We start from the raw sequence: 18613 nt of genomic DNA, 5'->3' as shown, positions 1-18613 counted from the left end.
TCAGGAAATCCCTGACCATCAGCTAGGTCTGGCTGAAGCATTGCCAGCCCCAACCCCAGGGCCAGCTCTCCATTGCAACTGCGCTTTGCGGTCAAGGATACGGGGATTGGTCCCCGCGATCGCCTGCAGCGGTTGTTCCAATCCTTTAGCCAGGTTGACTCCTCCATTACACGAAAGTATGGCGGGACTGGGTTAGGACTCGCGATCAGTAAGCATCTCTGTGAAATGATGCAGGGAACCATTGGCGTTGAGAGCCAGGTTGGGCAGGGATCAACCTTCTGGTTCACCATTTTGACCCATGCTACCCCCGATCCAGATACCTCGGAGAGCGTCATTCCTCCCCTGGAACTAGCGGGTAAACGGTTGCTGATTGTGGATGCCAACACCACAAATTGCCAGATTCTGACGCTACAAACTCAATCCTGGGGAATGTTCCCTCAATCCGTTCACTCCGGCACAGAAGCCCTGGAACAGCTGAGTCAGCAGCCTGATTTTGACCTGTCAATTGTGGAGATGCTGATGCCTGACATTGAGGGCGCAGCTTTAGTCACAGCCCTGCGCCAGCATCCCAAGGGTCAAAACTTACCCATTGTGATGTTGATTTCCCTGGGGCAACAACATCGTCAGGTTCTAGACCAAGTAAAAGCCTCAGCCTATCTGCTGAAACCTGTGAAGCAAGCGCAACTCATGAGTACCTTGAGCCGAGCCTTACATAGTTGCGAGATCAGCCTGGAGGCCGAATCTAGCTTTCAGCCATCTTTGCAGTCCTTAATGCCGGAACCATTGTCCTTAAGAGTGCTATTGGCTGAAGACAATGCGGTCAACCAAAAGCTGGGATTGCTGATGCTCCAACGTCTTGGGTGTCGCGCCGATGTGGCAGCCAATGGCTTGGAGGTTTTGGAGTCGTTACATCGTCAACCCTACGACCTGATTTTAATGGATGTGCAAATGCCTGAGATGGATGGCTTAGAAGCAACTGAGCAAATTCATCAGCAATGGGCAGCACCCTCCCGTCCTTGGATTATTGCCATGACGGCCAATGCCATGAAGGGCGATCGCGAACGCTGTTTAGCAGCGGGTATGGACGATTACATTAGTAAACCCGTCCGTATTGAGGACTTAGATCAGGTTCTGCGGCGATACCAGTCACGGGAAGTAAAACCGAAAATCGAGGAGTCGGGGACTGCCCGTATTGACTCCCAAAGTCCGACATTGAATCTAAAAGTTCTCGCCGATCTGCGGGAAATGTCAGGGGACGATGGGGAGTTTCTGCGGGAAATCTTTGATTGCTTTCTCGTTGAAGTACCGCCGATGATTCAGCTGATCCAACAGGCGATCGCCCAGGGAGATGCTGAGTTATTGTGGCAAACCGCTCACAAATTGAAGTCCACCAGCGCCGCCATTGGGGCAACCATTTTGGCAGGGCAATGTGCAGCCCTTGAAATCAGTGGCCGTAACCACACCTTTGTCAGATCGCAGGAGACAATTGAGCAACTGAGGGCGGAATATCATCAAGTGGAATGCCTGATTAACGAGCAACTAAACCGCCCTAGTTGAAGACTCTAGGCAGATTTGATCTTGTGAGAAAGCGGGTAGCGAGCATCGAACTCGCACCTAAAGCAAGGACTTGCACCTTCATCATCAAGTCAGTTAGAGATTTCTAGGGAGTTACCCTAGCGTCTCCCCCGCTGCTTATAGGATTGCAAACCCATTTCACAGCGAACGAATCCCACCCCGCCTAGTAGCTAACCCGTATTCCGCATCCCTGCGGCAATCCCGTTGATGGTCAGCAAGGCACCCCGCAATAACTCCCCCTTACTATAGCGGGAGCGAATGGTACCGGAGCTAGCCTGACTGGCATGTTGTCGCAGTCGCTTCAGTAACGACACCTGAATAAAGCCTAGAGGCACGATCGTACCGTTGCGCAGTTGCACCGAACGCTGAAGTTCGGGGTCGCCATCTAACAAACGTTTGTGCCCCGTGATGTTCAGCACCAGGTTACGGGCGAGATGATACTCCTGGGCAATCTGCTCAAAGAGGCTAATAAAACGCTCCTGATCCTCGGGCAAAGAGAGTTCGCGCACATAATGCTGGGCAATCTGGAGATCCACTTTTGCCAGGGTCATCTCTACCTTCGAGATCACCATCTTAAAGAAAGGCCACTTGTAGTAAAAATAGCGGAACAACTTCAGATGTTCTTCCGGGGCTTCGTCCAAAAATTCTTGCAGTGCGGTTCCCACGCCATACCAAGCAGGGAGTAAGAAGCGGCTCTGTGTCCAACTAAAGACCCAGGGGATGGCTCGCAGATTCACTAGTTCCTTTCGACCTCCCCGACGGGAAGGCCGAGAACTAATTTGTAATTGACTGATTTCTTCAATGGGGGTGACGGAATGGAAGAAATCTACAAAATCAGGTTGTTCGTAAATTAACTTGCGATAGTGAGCCCGCGATCGCATGGACAACTCTTCCATAATTTCATTCCAGGGCTGGATATCATCAAATCCAATCCCCAGAAGGCTTGCCTGAATGACCGCCGCCGTAATGTTTTCTAGGTTATAGAGTGCTAGTTCAAACAAGGAATATTTGGAAGCCAGCACCTCTCCCTGCTCGGTGATTTTAATCCGGCCATCAATGGTATGGCTGGGTTGGGCCAGAATGGCTGCATGGGCAGGCCCGCCCCCCCGACCGACGGAACCACCGCGTCCGTGAAAGATACAGAGTTCAATGCCAAATGCTCGGGCAATTCGTTGTAAGGATTTCTGGGCCTTATGGATTTCCCAGTTACTACTGAGAAATCCTGAGTCCTTGTTGCTATCGGAATAGCCCAACATCACTTCTTGCAGCGCCACTGCAGCTGGGGGAGTAGCGGTACCCCCTTGTAAAAAGGCGCGATAGAGGGGCAGCTCAAACAAAAAGCGCATGACGGAGGGGGCATGGCGGAGATCCTCCACCGTTTCAAAGAGAGGCACCACTTGCAGACTGCCGCAGCCTGTGGCCGGGTCGTATAACCCGGCTTCCTTTGCTAAGAGCAACACTTCCAGGAGATCACTGACCTCGTGACTCATGCTGATAATATAGGTGTGGCAAATGTCAACCCCAAATTCTTGTTGCAGCCGCCGCAGCATCCGAAAGGTTTCGATAATCTCACAGGTCGGTTCCGAAAAAGGTAACTCGCCTGGGATCAAGGGACGGCGCGTTTGCAATTCCGTGGACAACCACAGCGATCGCTCATGTTCACTGAGCTGATTGTAGGATTTGGGGAGAATCTCTAAATAGGCGGCAATTTCGTTGAGGGCTTCACTATGACGAGAGCTCTCCTGGCGGATATCCAGTTGCGCTAAATGAAACCCGTAGATTTCTACCTGACAAATCAATTGCTCCAGATCGCGACAGGTCAACCCTGTTTCCGTAAGGTTGCGCTGAATCAGCCGTAACTCCGCTAGGAAGTCGTGGCCAGAGCGGTAGATATTCGTCACATCCGCTTCGGAAATGTGCAGTTGTAGACAATCACCATGCTTGACTCGGTTGTTGCGATCGCGGGTATTTTCCAGCCGCTTCAAGACATACATCAACTTCAGCCGATAGGGTTCTTGCCGATAGCGAATGGAAAACTGGTTATAGATCTCCGGAAGCTGTAACTGATCCTGTTCCAAAGACTCCAGTAGATCGGGTAACACATCGCTCCAGTGTAATGACAGACTCAGCAAGTTGGTGAGACGGTTCACGGACTGAATATACTTTTCGAGCACGAGGCTGCGCTGATAACAGGCGGTTTCCCAGGTGACTTGGGGAATAACAGAAGGATTGCCATCTCGGTCTGAACCAACCCAGGAACCGAAGTTGCAGAAGTTATACCGGGGGGGATTCAGCTTGGGGAACGAGGTTTTTAAGGCGCGATGGAGCCGTTGATGAAGATGAGGAATCGCATCAAACAGCACTTCTTTAAAGTAGTGCAGCGTGTAATCCACCTCATCTAAGACCGTTGGCTTAAACTGATGTAACTCATCCGTGCGCCACCACAGTCGAATTTCTTCGGTTAGACGTCCCATCAAGGCTTCTACTTCCCAGGAGGAACCGAAGTTGACGGTCTCCTCCCGTCCTTCTTCTACCTGATCGAGATCTCGCAGCACGCCAGCCAACCGTCGTTGCTTATCCCGAATGGTGTGGCGGACAATTTCCGTCGGGTGAGCAGTAAACACCAGTCGGACATCTAAATTGTCCAGCAAGTGCTGAATCTGGCCTGGGGGCACATTCAAGTTCTGGAGTTGGGGAAACAGCCAGTGAAAGGTTCCTAAATCCCGCCGAGGAGCGTCTGTTTCTTGCAAACTCTTCTCCAACAGTTCCGCTTCTGGACGCGATCCCATGATCTCGCTGTAGGCTCCAGGGTGACGGGCGTGTTTGAAGGGAGGCTCAGGGGCTGATTGGGCAGAACGATATTGCTGCTGCTCTCGCTGCTCGTAATGCTGTTCAACAATATTAATCAACTGGAAGTAGAGAGCAAAGGCACGAGCAGCTCGAATGGCTTCATTCAAATCCAGCTTTTCAACCAGTTGCAGTACCTCTGCTTCAGGGAAATCCGCGGCCTGACCTTCGGGTGAACAAAGTTCCCGGAGTTGTTTTAACAAGTCAACCAACTCCTGACCACACTCCTGCTTCAGCACCCGTTCCCACAAATCCTCAACTACCCTGAGGCGATAGCGCAAAAACCCCTCTGTCGTTGAGCCATGCTTGACTTCCTGGATACTGCTAGTATCCAGGCTTGTTCCTGAGGCATCGATGGTATTGGGTTCAAAGCCATCATTTAACCAGGGAAGTGTAGAACTCATAGAGTGTTTTCTCGCCCAGCGAAGATACTCAATAATTTTAGGGTGAAATTCTATTGTCGTTGGTGCTGCTGCGAGGGAATGTTCCCCTTAAACAGACACTTGATCCGACTTCATAGCTGTGGAACCATGAATTGGAAAATTGAGAGATGGCAGGCGATCGCCCCGAAAGATCTCTTCACTCCCTTGGCCCATTTCCTGCACCAGCGTCATCAGGGTTCGACTGATGCAAAGACCTGTTAACACGGGGATCGTCGCCAGTCCTAGCCATAGGTTGCCAGAGCATTTTCCTGGAACGGGTTGGTAGGGTTGAGGGGGCTGTGGTTGCATAGGAAACTTCAGCAGGGCAAGGAACAGTGAAGGTAGTCATAGCTCACTCTCTTATGAGCTGCTAATGGCGCTAATTTTTAGATTCACTTTAGTACATTGTCAGCTAATTATGTTAGACAAGAAAAAAGCCAGGGGTGATTATCCGCTTAATGCCGCTATCACCAGGGGCATATACAGCTGGCTCACTCGCACCCGCTGATTGCCTAACCCCCGCCGCCACTCCCCGCTTTGCGCTTTGTTGCATCTCCATCTGCCCTATGCTATGACCTTTCACCTACTTCTGTCAGGCAGTCAGGGTTGCGAGTCCCCAATGGGCGATGTCATGGCTGAAGCCAGCTGTAGCAAGGAGTTCTGGGAGACAAAACCCTGCGATCGCCCCGGAGGGATGCCCAGTAAGGATAGTTTTGTATCCTAGCCAGCTGAAATCCCAGCGTGACCAATGGCGATCGCTCCTATCTGCGTTTAGTCTAAACTTCAGGTAAAAGGGTAACCCTGTCAGCAGGGCGGTAAAAACTGCTGATTTCTGCTTGCCGATGATTCATCAATGCAGTTGTGGAATGACGAAAAATTAATGTTGCCTAGAGAGACGTTATTGAAGGGTGTGGAAAATCGTGGGTGTCTAGCCCGGATTATCGACCAGGCAGAACAAGCGATCAAAACCTGGGAGGTGATGGTCACTGATTTTCTCTCGCCACCGGAACTAGCGGAAGTGACCCAGGTGTTAAGTCGTCTGACCGAAATCCAGCAACTGGCCTCGGGCGGTTACCCCCAAGCTGAACGTCAGCGGCTGGCGATCGCTCGGGCCGAGCTTGATCCGACGCTGTTGATGGTTCCGATCTCCGTTTTAGAGATTGCCGGGAATTTTTTGTTTGATGCCGCTAGTCACCGCGATTTTTTGGGTTCGATTCTCGGTACTGGGATTGTCCGTGAGAAGGTAGGGGATGTTTTGGTTCAGGGAGAACGGGGAGCACAGGTCTTGGTGGTGCCGGAACTGGAGGATTTTTTGGCTCTGCACCTGACCCAGGTGCGCTCGGTGCCCGTCAAAACTCGCGCCATTGCTCCCACCGAACTCAAGGTGCGAGTCCCTAAGCAAAAAGAGATGACAACCGTGGAAGCTTCGATGCGGTTAGATGCGATCGCCTCTGCTGGGTTTGGTGTCTCCCGCAGCAAAATGGTGGATATGATTCACGGTCAAGATGTTCGGGTCAACTGGAAGGAAGTCACAGAAGCCAGCTATCAACTAAAGTCAGGAGATTTAGTTGCTATCCGGGGAAAGGGCCGCCTGGAAGTAGGAGAGGTGACCGTCACCAAGAAAGATCGATACCGGGTGCAACTGACCCGCTTAACCTAACCTGGGACGCTGTCAACCTTGAGTTGAGGGATCACCCGTTTAAAGGGGGTTATTACAGTGCTGGAATCCCTAGCGGCCAGGGTAACGAACTGGGTGACCGCCCAAAATTCGTTAAGCTAGAATCACGATTCCCCGTCGATAGGCAAGCTATAGTTCGTGAACCTAACCATAACCGTAACAACCATGGTGGCGCAAAAACTAGAACGACTCCGCACCCTGTTCGCGGAGATCGGACAGGCGTTGGTGGCTTACTCAGGGGGCATTGATAGTACTCTAGTCGCCAAAATTGCTGTTGATGTCTTGGGCGATCGCGCCTTGGCAGTGACGGCCAACTCCCCTGCCCTATTGCCGGAAGATTTGGAAGAAGCCTGTATTCAAGCGGCGACCCTCGGCATTGCCCATCAGATTGTCCAAACCCATGAACTGGCAAACAGCAATTATGCCAGTAATCCGATCAATCGCTGCTATTTCTGCAAAAGTGAACTCCACGACACCCTGAGACCCTTGGCACAAACCCTTGGCTTCCCCTATGTCGTCGATGGGTTGAACGCAGATGATTTGCTAGACTATCGACCGGGGATTCAAGCGGCTCAAGAACGGGGGGTGCGATCGCCCTTAGCGGAGGTAGGTGCCAGTAAGCTAGAGGTGCGGGAAATGGCCCGCTTTCTGGGACTCCCCTGGTGGAACAAACCCGCCCAACCCTGCTTGAGTTCTCGGTTTCCCTACGGGGAGGCTATCACCCTGGAGAAATTACAACGGGTGGGGCGGGCAGAACGTTATCTGCGACAACTGGGGTATCAAAACCTGCGGGTCCGTTCCGAAAACGTCACCGCTCGCATTGAGTTGCCGAGGGATAGCATTCCAGACTTTATTCTCCACACCAACCTACCCGAGTTAGTCTCGACATTTCAAAGCTACGGATTTGTCTATGTAACCCTTGACTTAGAAGGCTACCGAAGTGGCAAACTCAACCAGGTACTTCAGCAGCCAGCTGTTCTCACTAATTGCTAAGCCAGCACTGACAACCTTGGCAAGGGCAACTGCCCTAAGCTCAACCCGGTTCAAGCAAGGTTAGTCGGGGCCAGCGGTGGGGGGTTCAAAGGTCGGTGCATAGGCTTGGAGCAGGTTACTCACCTGGGAGAGCACTTCACCTTTAGCCGCGCTTTTACCTAACACTTGGCGCTCCGGGAAAAATTCGGGGCGATTTAAGTTGTGAAGAATCGCTTCATCCACCTGTAGGGCAATGATGCTGTGAAGTTCCTCCTTAGCCCGGTCTCGTTGGTAGTGAGCGCCCTCTTCCGTGGTGGCATACAAGGGCGGTAGGCGATTGAGGGCATAGGCGGCGACATCCCCCAAATCAAGGGCTTTGTCTGTGGTGGCTTCAATTTCTGCAACACGGGCGATCGCTTCTGTCAGCACTAACTCTTCCATGACATTAATAAATTGCTTGCGAGGAACTGCCACCACTTCACCCGTGAGCAAGGCTCCCATCAGGCGATCCAGGGCCATATACTCTTCAACCGACAGCTCGGAAGCTGTGTCACAGATCCGACCGACCTCTGCCTCCATGGCAGGGGTGAGATAGCCGTCTTGTAATGCCTGGTTTACGATCTTTTCGATACTCATGCCGACACCTTCTTGTTCATTACCACCCTAGTACATCACTGTGTTGATTGTGCCTGAATTTAGTCTGGAGTCAATGGGGAATGTTTACAATTACTCAAATCCTTGGGTACGCCAAGGCACCGGATCAATCGACAGACCCTGGACATAGAGTCCCCAGTGTAAGTGTGGCCCTGTTGCTGCCCCCGTGGAACCTATGGCACCAAGAACCTGCCCTGCTTTCACCATTTGCCCTTCTTTGACATCAATGCGGCTGAGATGGAGGAAAATACTGGCGACTCCCTGACCATGATCCAGTCCTATGGTATTGCCGTGGAGTTCAAACCCTTGAGCAACGCGCCCTACCAAGGCGACGCGCCCAGCAGCTGGGGCAATCACCGGGGAGCCGTAGCCACCTGCATAATCCACACCGCGATGGTAGTAATCCTTGGCGAAGACACCATTATAGTAGCGACGTACCCCATAGCCACTGGTAATTGGCCCAGAATTCGGTCGCAAAAAACACTCCCTGCCAGTACTTCTCTGGGGTCACTAGCTTTTTGAACGCATCCACCCGATCAAATTCAAAGTCGCTCCCCAGATCGTCTTTGCCTGGGGGTAGCCAGATCCGTTGTACCGGAAAACTGCGATCGCGTAACTTGACGGCAAGAGTTTGCACCTGCCCTTCACCCATCACCTGAATCGATTTCATCCCTGGCATATCCAGGGGAGTTGTGGGAATCAGCGCCCGCCAACCGCTCACTGAGGGGAACATAGCATAGGTCTGCTTGCCCATTCTCACCATCGGCTTACCACTGGCCATATCAGCTGCTGGCAGGGTGACCGACAGGGTATCTCCCAGTTGGGGGGAACTAGGAAGAATTTGAGCCTGGAGTGCCAAACTGGGAGCGGCCAGTACCAGTACCAGACCGAGCAGAAAACTGATGAGAACAAGGAAATAATGTCGCCTTTGCAGCGGTTTCATGGATGAGTGCCCTATACCGAAAGCTCCAGTCATTACTTTAGCTGAGCACGTTACCTGAGCAATTGATGAATCTGCTTAAGCTGCATGGCATCAATAAAGGGGAGTTCGGCGAAGCGGAGATGGGGATACCGCGTGACCGGAAGGATGCGTTTGAGCCACAGTTGATCCCCAAAGGGCAGACTCGCTTGAATGGCTTTGATGACAAGATTCTGTCGCTGTATGCGCGGGGCATGACCAGCCGTGATATTCAGGCTCAGTACGTTACGGTTGAAAGTTGCACTCAACAAGACAATGAAGCGTACTTAAAGTTGTGCCTGTTAAATCAGGAAGCGAGCTGTCCATGCTGTAATAAATTGAGTTCAGAACTGCATCAAGACCGTCCAATTTTGATTCTAGATTTATCAATTTTCGGTCAAGCTAATTATTTAAAAAGTTCCGCGTCGTCAGTTTTATTGCCATGACTGCCAGCGTTATTTCACTGAAGCCTTGACATGGCTGGATAAAGGACGGCAGTATACCCGACGATATGAGGAGTCTATAAGTGATTGAAAAAGTGTTTCCAAATGCTGTGCTTGTGATTGACCGTTTTCATGTCATGAAAGTAGTGAATGAAGAGTTAAATAAAATCAGCAGACAATCAGGTGTATTTGACCGAGGGAGCAAGTTGATTTTATTGAAGAATGACAAGGATTTAACGGATGAAGAAAAGTCAAAGTTAGAACAGCATCTGTCTAGAGAAAAACGATTAGCAAAAGCCTATGAATGGAAAGAAGAATTTCGTGCTATTTATGAGCAGTCATTGACGGTTGAGGAGGGGAAGTATCAGTTCCAAGAGTGGTTAGGCAAAGCCCGCGAAGTTTACAGTGAAGTGATTACAACAATTCGCAACCATTTAGATGGGATTAGCAATTATTTTCGGAATCGAATGACGAGCGGAGAAATGGAAGGAATCAATAATCACATTAAGTTGATTAAACGGCAAGCTTATGGCTTTGTGAATTTCAACAATTTTCGGGAAAGGCTATTAGCTTGCTTCTCTGATTAGAAAAAATCACCATATTAACGGGAGAGCCATTTGAAGAAGATACTTGTAAGCCCAGTTGACGAGCAAAAAATCAGGGTTGATCTGAAACCTGAAGCGATTATACTGCCTCAGTCCTTACCTGGAACATCTTGAACACGAAGTTTCTGGCGTGAGGGAGATCGCGTTAGGTCTTTGTTAGCCAATTTTCGATGCCTCGCAAAAAATATGATTGTTACCCTCACTGAGTTTTAACCGTTTGCCATCTTGACTATAGGTGCTAGCATTAAATCTTGTAATGCTATATATATAATGTGCTAGGCTTTCCAAATTACACAAGCTCAAAAATTAGACAACTGAGCGCTGTTTATAGCCTCTAAAGATAAAGGCCTCTAAAAATAAAGCAAAAAAACAATTGCTATGGTGCTCGTATCGATTGACAAGGTTTGGATTGGGCTGAATAGACGACCCCCTCAAAGATCAAAAAGTGATGGAATTAATGGAATCCATTAAAGCAAATGGGCTGTTGAACCCAGTTACACTCGATCAGCACTTGAACTTGGTGGCAGGACTGCATCGACTCACGGCCTGCAAACTACTGGGGTTTACTGAAATTGAATGCAAGATTGTTGACTATCATAACCAAGACCAAGCCCGCCTGGCAGAAATTGATGAAAACCTGATCCGCAACGAGTTAGAAGCCCTAGAGCGATCTGAGTTGTGGCTGGAACGCGATCAGATTTTGGAACGCATGGGGCTGAGGGCCAAGGCCGGAGATAATCAGTACACCCGCAAACGCAGAGGTGGTGAAACGGTTTCGCCACCCATCAGAACCACCCTGGAGTTAGCGAAGGAGGCAGGTTACACCGATCGCACATTTCAACAGGGGAAGCAGATTGCCAGAGATATTACCCCAGAGGTCAAAGCCAAGATCAAGGGGACACCGATTGCCAAAAGCCCAACTGCTTTGTTGAAAATTGCCAGGGCCGGCAAACCGGCTCAAAAAGCGATGGTGGAACAAACTTTGGTTGCAGGTGAGCAGCAAACTGCTGAGACTCAGCAGCAGCAAACCGAGTTACAGTTGATAGCGCTCTACCATACCACTGCCGAGCGGCAGGCCAAGCAGGCGGCCAAACGCACACAACGCCAAGAAGATCGCACCATTGAACAAGCTGAACCTTCACCTAGCAGTCAAGCTGGGCAAGATTGGCTGCTGGGTAGACATTTAATTCATTGCGGTAATCTGACCAGTCAGGCATTTATTGATCGCTTACCCTCCGATGCTGCCTTAGCGATCGCGACTTCGGTTGCTGATTGGCATCATGACTACTTGATTGATAAAGCCCAAGTGTTGGCAGTGCTTTGCCCCGAAGGACAGGTGCATCAGTTTTGCACTCGCCACCGGATGCCCTTTCAGTTTGAAATCTTACTTAGGGGTATCTACTTAGCAATTTTTTCCCGCTATCCCCTAGTCAAATCTGACCAACCTTTAGAAATCGAAGGCATTGAAAGCCTTGTCGCCTATTTAATTAGCCTATACACCCAACCAGGTAATTTTGTCATTCACTCTGAAATCGGGCACGGAGAAGTGTTGATTGCCTGCGAAAAAATGGGCCGGGTTTGCTTTACCGGGGATGAGAATCTTCAGCGGGTTGATCAGGCGATCGCTCGTTGGCAAAAATGGACAGGCAAGCAAGCCGAAAAAATAGCTCTCTATGACTAAACCGTTACCCCCGGATAGCGTTCTAGAGGCAGTTATGCCAGCTCGCTAGAGGATCATTTATTAGGTTAGCAAAGGACAGTCAAATCTTGACTGGCAAAAGCTTTAGACTGGAAATGTACCGCACTTGACAGAGAAACACTATATAGTGAGTCTGTTGTTACCTCCTTGCCAGGATAGATGTAGTTTAATCTGCTTATTTTCTGTGTTCCTGTCCCATTGTGTAGTAAGCGCCATGGGCTGCATCGCTTTGATTCTTAACGGTCAAAAGCGTTGATTGCCAAAGACTTACTAAGCAGCAAAGCTACAGTTTAAACCTGTCTCCTCAAGATTCGCTGACTCGCTGGCTAATTAACGATGGTGTAAGGTGAGATTTGTGGTGTGAGGTGGTATTTTGCCCTGGGATTAGCTGTAAGTAAAGTGCTGACAGTGGGTTATCAAACCCATCCCAGTCGATGATCAATTCTTGTTTTTTTGGAGGTTAAATTCATGGAACTTCAGACCTTATTGCTTGGATCTGATACCCCGGCTGCAAGCGGCGGGGTAGTTCACTAGCACATTCAAACACTAAAATTTAGTGCTATAGCAGCTATTGAGCTGGTAAAGTACAGTCAATTCCTGACTTGCAAAAGCTTCAGGACTGGGAGTATACCGTACTTGACAGAGAAACGCTATATAATGAGTTACAGCATTTCAAAAAAGTAAACTTATGGCTTCTGTACCGGACGTTGTATCTGCCCCTGCGGTTGGAGTGCCAGCTTCAAATCTGATCAGGCTGTGCAGACCCTCCAGAGCGATCGCAGTTGTGGCTTAACCACCAACCAAGTGACTGAAAAGCTTCAGCACTAATCCCAAATGAGTTGCAGGAAGAAGGAGGGCGTAGACCCCTGGAAATTCTTTGGGATCAGTTCAAAAACATCATGCTGTTAATGCTGATCGCCGTGACTGGGTAAAATTGCCAGCACCCTTCAGTCGGTGGAGTCTGAACCGACGCCATTTTAAAAGCGCATGAACCAATTAGGCAACACCTTGGTCAGGGCGACGGCTGAAGAACCAACGGATAAACAGCTTTTCTGCTTCAATCCTGATGAAGATGATGGCACTTCAGGGCATTTCGCTTCACCATCCGCTGGGTGCCCAGGGCTAGAGTGACGGTAATCACTGCCGTCAAGCCCTCGGGCACAACTGCTACCGCCATACTCAGCGACACCTTGACCAATTCCTCAAACAGAGATGGATTAAAAATAGTGCCACCAACCACCACGATCGCCACCAAAATCAGCGCCCCGCTGACCAGAGACTGATCAGAATTTTGTGTAAGCGGTCTAAAATCCCAATCATTCAGGAGACCGCATCATGGCACGGAAGAAACAAGAGACCAGCCGCGGAGATGAAAAGATTTTGGTGCTGTATGCGCGGGGCTTGAGTACGCGAGACATCAGCGACCAACTGGAAGAACTCTATGGCGTGCACATCTCACCCTCGTTGATCAGCGAAGTGACCGATACCGTCAGCGACGAGGTGAAAGCTTGGCAGGTGCGCCCCTCGATGAGGTGTATCCAAATTGGGACAACATCATCCCCATCTTTGACTATCCGATGGATATTCGCAAAGTCATCTACACCACCAACGCCATTGAGTCACTCAACCGCTCACTGCAAGGTGATTAAGACCAAAGCAGTGTTCCCCGCTGAGGAGCACCTTGAACTCAGCACTAGCAGCTTCCGACCGTCCGCTGCACTGACGTGTTAGCTGACTGACGTGCCCCCACTTCAATGGAATTTACCTATTGCTGCTCCTGCGATCGCCCTCACCACGCACCCTTGTTCACTCCCCCAAGCAACTAGAAGTACAATCAGTGTAATCACGCAAACAAGAGATCAACATCTGGCGATAATGTTCCTGTAACTGATAGATTTAAACATATATACTGTAGAAACAGAAATAATAGTATAAAAAAACTAAGATCGATACTTTGCAGGATATTGAAATAAATTTCAATATTTTTTGCAACAATCAACAATTTTAGAGTGCTGCATTCTCAAGAAATTCCCTAGTAAAACACCATCAAATCTTCATACAACCTTTACTGAAGGCTTTTATATCCACGGTAGAATATTTTCTAGTTTAGAACGTAACGGCTTCCCCATTGTTTAAATTCCACACATAAACTTGCAGTGATTAAGCAGAATAATGCTAGTTCAGGAAAAATACTGGAAATTACACCAGTATTTTTACTTTCTTCTGATTTATACTGAGATGCGTGGCGACTCAGTAGCGACTCAAAAATTTTATTGGGTATATCACCCTAGAGTTTGCGTGTATACATCTAGAGCGTTATGGGGCTGGAGTGAGTCGCGTCGTTAAAAATCCCTGTCTAGCAGGCGGTTGGATCGAGAAACAAGTAAGGCTATTGTTTCGGCGGCGTTGGTTACGGTGATTCGTTTGTATTGATGTCTTTTGAGGAGTAGACCGCATTCCATGAAAAGTAAGCAGATCCGTCGATATTGTCGAAAACTCGCTGTGACCAGTCTGCTAGTTGGCGGCACCACTTTCCAGCTCGCCGCGCCCATCCTGGCTCAAACGGCTCCTTCCACGTCTGCCGGAACCACCATTAGCAACACGGCGACAGCGACCTACCAAGACCCAAACAATCCGGGCACTGATATTAATGCCACGTCAAACACGGTGACCGTGACGGTGGCGGAAGTTGCGGGTGTTACCAACGTCCCGGCGGGGATTACAGATGTCAACAGCGGTAGTGTGATTCCCGGAGATGTCCTCAACTACGACTTCTTGATCACCAACGTGGGTAATGATCCCACCACCCTCTTTATTACCAATTCCCCGACCATTACCAACGCGACGTTGACCGGCTCTATGCAGGTTACGGCCATCAATGGGGTGACGCTAACCACGCCAGTGAATGTGCCAGCCTCTGGCCTGACGACGGATAGCACCTTTGTGAGTGCAGTAGCAGCTCAGATTCCTGGGTTTACGGGTTCCTTTGCAGCCGGGGGTCACGGTGAAAGTGCGCGTCCCGGTGACGGTGAATCCCGTCCTTGGGGGCAGGGACGGTCATCAGTGTCACCTTGGGTAACACGGGTGCCAATGACAATAGTGCCGGAACTCAGAACCAAGATAGTGCCACGGATGGAGCCAACGCCGATGAAGTCCGAACGGTGGATAACTCCGGCACCACCAATGGCGATACTGCCGGTGCACCCGTCAATAATGAGCGGGAAGCCAGTGCCTTCCAACAGACGACCGTAGCTTCCGCGATTACCACCCGCGCCTTGGCAACAGTGTTGAAAACCCAGTCCCTCTATACCAATCTGGGGACTCCGGCGACCTTCTCCGATGACTTAATTACCTACCGCCTAGATTTGCGGGTGCAGCAGACCTCACCCAACAGTTCCTTCCTGCCGGGAACCTTGGAAGGAACCGCAATCACCAATGCCATTACCGGTGCTGGAGGGGTGGCAGCAGGTACCCCGGTGATCCTGGTTTCCGATGCGATTCCAGCGAATACCACTCTGGATACCAGCTTTAACCCCGCATTGCCAGCTGGCTGGATCAGAATCTACACCACGACGGCGACGACAACCTCAGCTATCAATGCCCAGTGGTCTACCACGGTTCCGGGCGGAACGATTACACGGGTTGGTTTCTTCTTTACGGGAACCATGGCTCCCGGTGACACAACGGTCACCAATGCCAATGGTTTCCAGTTCCGGGTAACGACTTCGGGGGTGACTGCTGGGGGTGGCCAGATTGCCAACATTGCCCAGGCAGTGGGTGAAACCCAAGGGGATACGAGCAATGTCGTCAACTATGACGAATCCGGTGACCAACAGCCCAACAACTTTAATGCTGACGGAACGACCACGGATCCCACCGGAGCTGGGGGCACACCAACGACTGGGGTTGCCAATCCTACTGCCGATGGCGTTGATAACAACAACAACAACACCGGTACGGGGCCAAACGGGGAAGATAACGTCTTTACGTTGACTCCAGCGGGTAACATTCTCAATGGTCCTGGGGGGCAACCCGCAGCAACCGGGCCAGACAACACCAACCAAACGGACTTTGTCAACAAGTCCTCGACGGATATGCCAGCCAACAGTCAGGCAACCTTCGATCCGGCTGCGGTGACGTTTAACAATACGGTGCGCAACCCTGGCTCCAGCACCCTGGATAACGTGGTGATTCGCCCCATTACCCCCTCCCTGGCAGATGCAGCGGCGGATGGGACAGGTGCCAATCAAACCGATCCGAATACAGCCTTTGGGACGAATGCTGGATTGCCGAACGGTACGACGGTCACCATTACCCTGGGGGCTCAGTCTGCGACCTATACCTGGGACGCGACAGGGAGTTCGTGGGATACGGTTTCTCCCCCCGCCAGTCCGGTACGGTTCTCTGGGTTTGTCGGGCCGACCAGTATTGATTACACCGTGACGGTGAACCTGCCAGCAGGCACGTCCCAGACAACTCCCTTCCCGATTCCGATTGCAGCGTTTGTGGACAGCGACACGGATAACATCTTTGATGGTGCAACGGCAGAACCAATCTTCAACATTAAGATTGATCGGCTTTACACTGGCTACGTCACCCTGCTGAAGGAATCCCGGATTCTTCAAGGAAGTGGGCCATCCGTCACGGGTGGTCAAGGCACCGTTTAGTACTGCGGCTAAGACCCCGGCTCCCGGCAATATCATCGAGTACCGGATTACCTACACGAATATTGCCACCGCCACAGGGGTGGGCAGCGTCAGCCTCACCGCCAGTGGTTTGGTGATCAATGAAAATGGCGCTTCGGGTAGCAATAACTGGGCGGCCTTCACAACCCACCAGTTGGGTACGGTGGTGTCCCCTGTGACTCCGTTGCAGTTCTTCAACGGTGCGACGTTGTTGGGAACTTCTGACCCGGCAACCGGAACCACCGTGACCCGATATGTCAATAGCCCCGGCACGGTGAATCCAGGGAGTACTGGAACCTTTACCTTCCAACGAAAGGTGAACTAGGCCAGCGGGCAAGTCAGGGGGCATCCCTGGATGGGGGTGTCTCCTGACTTCAATATCTGTTGTCTCTAGGCGGATGGGTGAGCGAGGGAAGCAACAGTAAAGGTTACTACTGGAGGACATGACAATGAAATATCTGTGTTTATCTGGCCTGGGAGTCTTGACGCTTTTGGTCTCTACTCAGGTTGGCAATCTGTCGGCTTTGGCGCTCAGCTCCAGCACTGCTGAAGTCTTGATCGCCCAAGCAGCCTCTGCCAAGCCAGAACTGAAGCTGGCCCTAGTGGCTGAAAAGCGCGTTTTGGAAAAGGATGCCCAGGGACAGGAAAAAGTGACGTGGCAGCCCGTTGGGGATCGCACGGCGGTAAAACCTGGAGATGTGGTTCGCTACACCGTCAGTACCAACAACCTGGGCAATCGTGCCGCCAGCAATGTGGTGATTACCCAGCCAATTCCCAAATCCACCATTTATATCCTGAATTCGGCATCAGCGATTACCAATGGCGGCGCTGTGATTACCTACAGCATTGATGGAGGCAAGAGCTTTATCGAAAAGCCCACGGTGCAGGTAAAACTGGCCGATGGTCGGATGGAAACCCGCCCTGCCCCTGCCGATGCCTATACCCATGTGCGCTGGAAGCTGAGTCAGGCAATTCCCTCCAAGGCGATCGCCAAAGTGATTTATCAAGTGCGCGTGCGCTAAGCAGTTTTAAGGGAATTCACCTGTGCAATGGCATCCTCACATAGCCAAAAGGGGGGGGTCGATTTCTGCTGGCGATCGCCCTAGTCGGTGGCACATTGCTACCGATGCTGGCACCTGCGCGATCGCAAACCTCCCAGACCACCTGTGCAGGAACTGCCTTAGAAAATCAAGCGGATTTCAGCTACCAGGAGGGCAACCTTACCCTAGATCAGAGCGGAAAAACCCCGCAGGCAGCCAGGAACCAGGGAGCAAGCAGCCAACAGGAAATTAAAGGGACAACGGCTCGGTCGGTCAACAATACGAGATCTCGCGCAGCACGCATCCTGAATGTTGCCCGAGGCGGGGTGCGGGACGGCAGGGGACGGGTGGTGCTGGGGGCGGTATTGGGTTCCCTGCGCGCCGATCTGATCCAACAGGGGGTCAACAAGGTCGAGGCCACCCGCATGGTGCGGGCGATCGCCAAGGTTCTCGTAAGACTGCGCCTGAAAGCAACGCTTCAGCAGGCATCGGAGGCTATCGACAAAACCTTGACGCAATCGCGCCAGGGTGGGGTGTTGGACAAATTCCAGGGCTCTAAACGGGAGCGGATTGCCACTCTGCTGATCTTCAAACTGGCGAAGGCCACCCTGAGAGCCGCGAATCTGACGGAGGCGGAAGCGGACACCGCCAGTCGCAGCGCCTATGCAGCGGTGGTGACAGCTCCCGATCAAGCCACCGTGGCAGAGACCGCTACAGCGGTGCTAGCGGCTATGACCCAAGCCGTACCGGGCAAAGCCGAGATTATTGATCAAACCTGGGAGTCTCTGGGGGAGGAACTGAATAGCCTGCGGCGATCGCAGACTCAGACCGCGCTATATCAAGGGCAAATCCTCTATTACCGTTTTATTCTCAAAAATGCCGATGACACCCCCAGCAAGCTGCTGGTACCCATGGGCAGTGGGGTAAGTTCCAATCCCCAAGGGGCGAACAGCGCTACTCCGACTGCACCTTCCACCTCCCCAGCCACCAGTGCGATGCGCGAAGTGGAAATCCCAGCGGGGGGTAAAAATTGAA

14 protein-coding genes and 5 pseudogenes are annotated in these 18613 nt (G+C 51.2%); 14 read left to right on the top strand and 5 right to left on the bottom strand.

From position 1 onward, the window contains the following. Nucleotides 1-72 precede the first annotated feature (72 nt). Entirely contained in the window at nt 73-1557 is a 1485-nt protein-coding gene (locus DO97_RS03130) for a response regulator (protein ID WP_052128322.1), read from the top strand. A 188-nt stretch (nt 1558-1745) separates the two neighbouring features. On the opposite strand, the gene ppc is transcribed toward DO97_RS03130, so the two are convergent. Both ppc and DO97_RS03120 read right to left on the bottom strand, forming a co-directional pair. Next, nucleotides 1746-4826 carry a phosphoenolpyruvate carboxylase gene (gene ppc / locus DO97_RS03125; protein WP_081980598.1) on the bottom strand — a complete coding sequence of 1027 codons (3081 nt, stop codon included), beginning with the start codon at nt 4824-4826 and terminating at the stop codon, nt 1746-1748. 87 nt (nt 4827-4913) lie between these two features. Further along, nucleotides 4914-5153 (bottom strand): hypothetical protein, encoded by a 240-nt coding sequence (locus tag DO97_RS03120; RefSeq protein WP_036531076.1) that lies wholly within the window; start codon nt 5151-5153, stop codon nt 4914-4916. Nucleotides 5154-5724: 571 nt separating this feature from the next. Here DO97_RS03120 and DO97_RS03115 point away from each other — a divergent pair. Then, nucleotides 5725-6504 (top strand): photosystem II electron transport protein, Sll1252 family, encoded by a 780-nt coding sequence (locus DO97_RS03115; RefSeq protein ID WP_036531075.1) that lies wholly within the window; start codon nt 5725-5727, stop codon nt 6502-6504. A gap of 183 nt (nt 6505-6687) precedes the next feature. Continuing rightward, nucleotides 6688-7515, top strand: coding sequence for an ATP-dependent sacrificial sulfur transferase LarE (gene larE / locus DO97_RS03110; protein WP_036531073.1), 828 nt, complete (start codon nt 6688-6690; stop codon nt 7513-7515). 60 nt (nt 7516-7575) lie between these two features. On the opposite strand, the gene DO97_RS03105 is transcribed toward larE, so the two are convergent. Together DO97_RS03105 and DO97_RS30690 are read right to left on the bottom strand one after the other, a co-directional pair. Continuing rightward, nucleotides 7576-8130 (bottom strand): late competence development ComFB family protein, encoded by a 555-nt coding sequence (locus tag DO97_RS03105; protein ID WP_036531072.1) that lies wholly within the window; start codon nt 8128-8130, stop codon nt 7576-7578. Nucleotides 8131-8220: 90 nt separating this feature from the next. Further along, nucleotides 8221-9091: pseudogene (locus DO97_RS30690) on the bottom strand (M23 family metallopeptidase). A 95-nt stretch (nt 9092-9186) separates the two neighbouring features. Between DO97_RS30690 and DO97_RS25765 the strand changes: the two are divergent. The 4 genes and pseudogenes from DO97_RS25765 to DO97_RS30030 all read left to right on the top strand — a co-directional run. After that, nucleotides 9187-9345, top strand: a pseudogene (locus DO97_RS25765) (transposase); the annotation flags it as partial. 287 nt (nt 9346-9632) lie between these two features. Beyond that, nucleotides 9633-10136: a transposase gene (locus DO97_RS24275; protein ID WP_052128321.1), complete on the top strand. Its 504-nt coding sequence runs from the start codon at nt 9633-9635 to the stop codon at nt 10134-10136. Nucleotides 10137-10638: 502 nt separating this feature from the next. After that, nucleotides 10639-11835, top strand: a complete 1197-nt coding sequence (locus DO97_RS03085) for a ParB N-terminal domain-containing protein (protein WP_239651397.1) — start codon at nt 10639-10641, stop codon at nt 11833-11835. An 857-nt stretch (nt 11836-12692) separates the two neighbouring features. After that, nucleotides 12693-12785, top strand: a complete 93-nt coding sequence (locus DO97_RS30030; protein ID WP_204368450.1) for a cation-transporting P-type ATPase — start codon at nt 12693-12695, stop codon at nt 12783-12785. 152 nt (nt 12786-12937) lie between these two features. Here the strand turns inward: DO97_RS30030 and DO97_RS03080 are convergent. Continuing rightward, a pseudogene (locus DO97_RS03080) lies at nt 12938-13129 on the bottom strand (hypothetical protein); the annotation flags it as partial. 92 nt (nt 13130-13221) lie between these two features. On the opposite strand from DO97_RS03080, the pseudogene DO97_RS25760 reads away from it, so the two are divergent. The 7 genes and pseudogenes from DO97_RS25760 to DO97_RS03065 form a co-directional block, all read left to right on the top strand. Then, nucleotides 13222-13377: pseudogene (locus tag DO97_RS25760) on the top strand (transposase); the annotation flags it as partial. Between the two features lie 2 nt (nt 13378-13379). Next, a pseudogene (locus DO97_RS30685) lies at nt 13380-13530 on the top strand (transposase); the annotation flags it as partial. A 783-nt stretch (nt 13531-14313) separates the two neighbouring features. Then, nucleotides 14314-15105, top strand: coding sequence for a hypothetical protein (locus tag DO97_RS30680; protein WP_476703513.1), 792 nt, complete (start codon nt 14314-14316; stop codon nt 15103-15105). Next, nucleotides 15015-16520: a DUF7925 domain-containing protein gene (locus tag DO97_RS24825; RefSeq protein ID WP_476703514.1), complete on the top strand. Its 1506-nt coding sequence runs from the start codon at nt 15015-15017 to the stop codon at nt 16518-16520. Before DO97_RS30680 ends, DO97_RS24825 begins: the two co-directional genes overlap by 91 nt. Continuing rightward, nucleotides 16501-16863, top strand: coding sequence for a hypothetical protein (locus DO97_RS24820; RefSeq protein WP_052128319.1), 363 nt, complete (start codon nt 16501-16503; stop codon nt 16861-16863). The genes DO97_RS24825 and DO97_RS24820 overlap by 20 nt, the downstream gene beginning before the upstream one ends. Nucleotides 16864-16987: 124 nt before the next feature. Further along, nucleotides 16988-17560: a DUF11 domain-containing protein gene (locus DO97_RS03070; protein ID WP_036531067.1), complete on the top strand. Its 573-nt coding sequence runs from the start codon at nt 16988-16990 to the stop codon at nt 17558-17560. A gap of 104 nt (nt 17561-17664) precedes the next feature. Next, nucleotides 17665-18612: a hypothetical protein gene (locus DO97_RS03065; RefSeq protein WP_036531065.1), complete on the top strand. Its 948-nt coding sequence runs from the start codon at nt 17665-17667 to the stop codon at nt 18610-18612. Nucleotide 18613 lies beyond the last annotated feature (1 nt).

Source organism: Neosynechococcus sphagnicola sy1 (genome assembly GCF_000775285.1).
GTDB lineage: Bacteria > Cyanobacteriota > Cyanobacteriia > Neosynechococcales > Neosynechococcaceae > Neosynechococcus > Neosynechococcus sphagnicola.
This window is presented reverse-complemented; position numbering and strand designations above follow the sequence as displayed.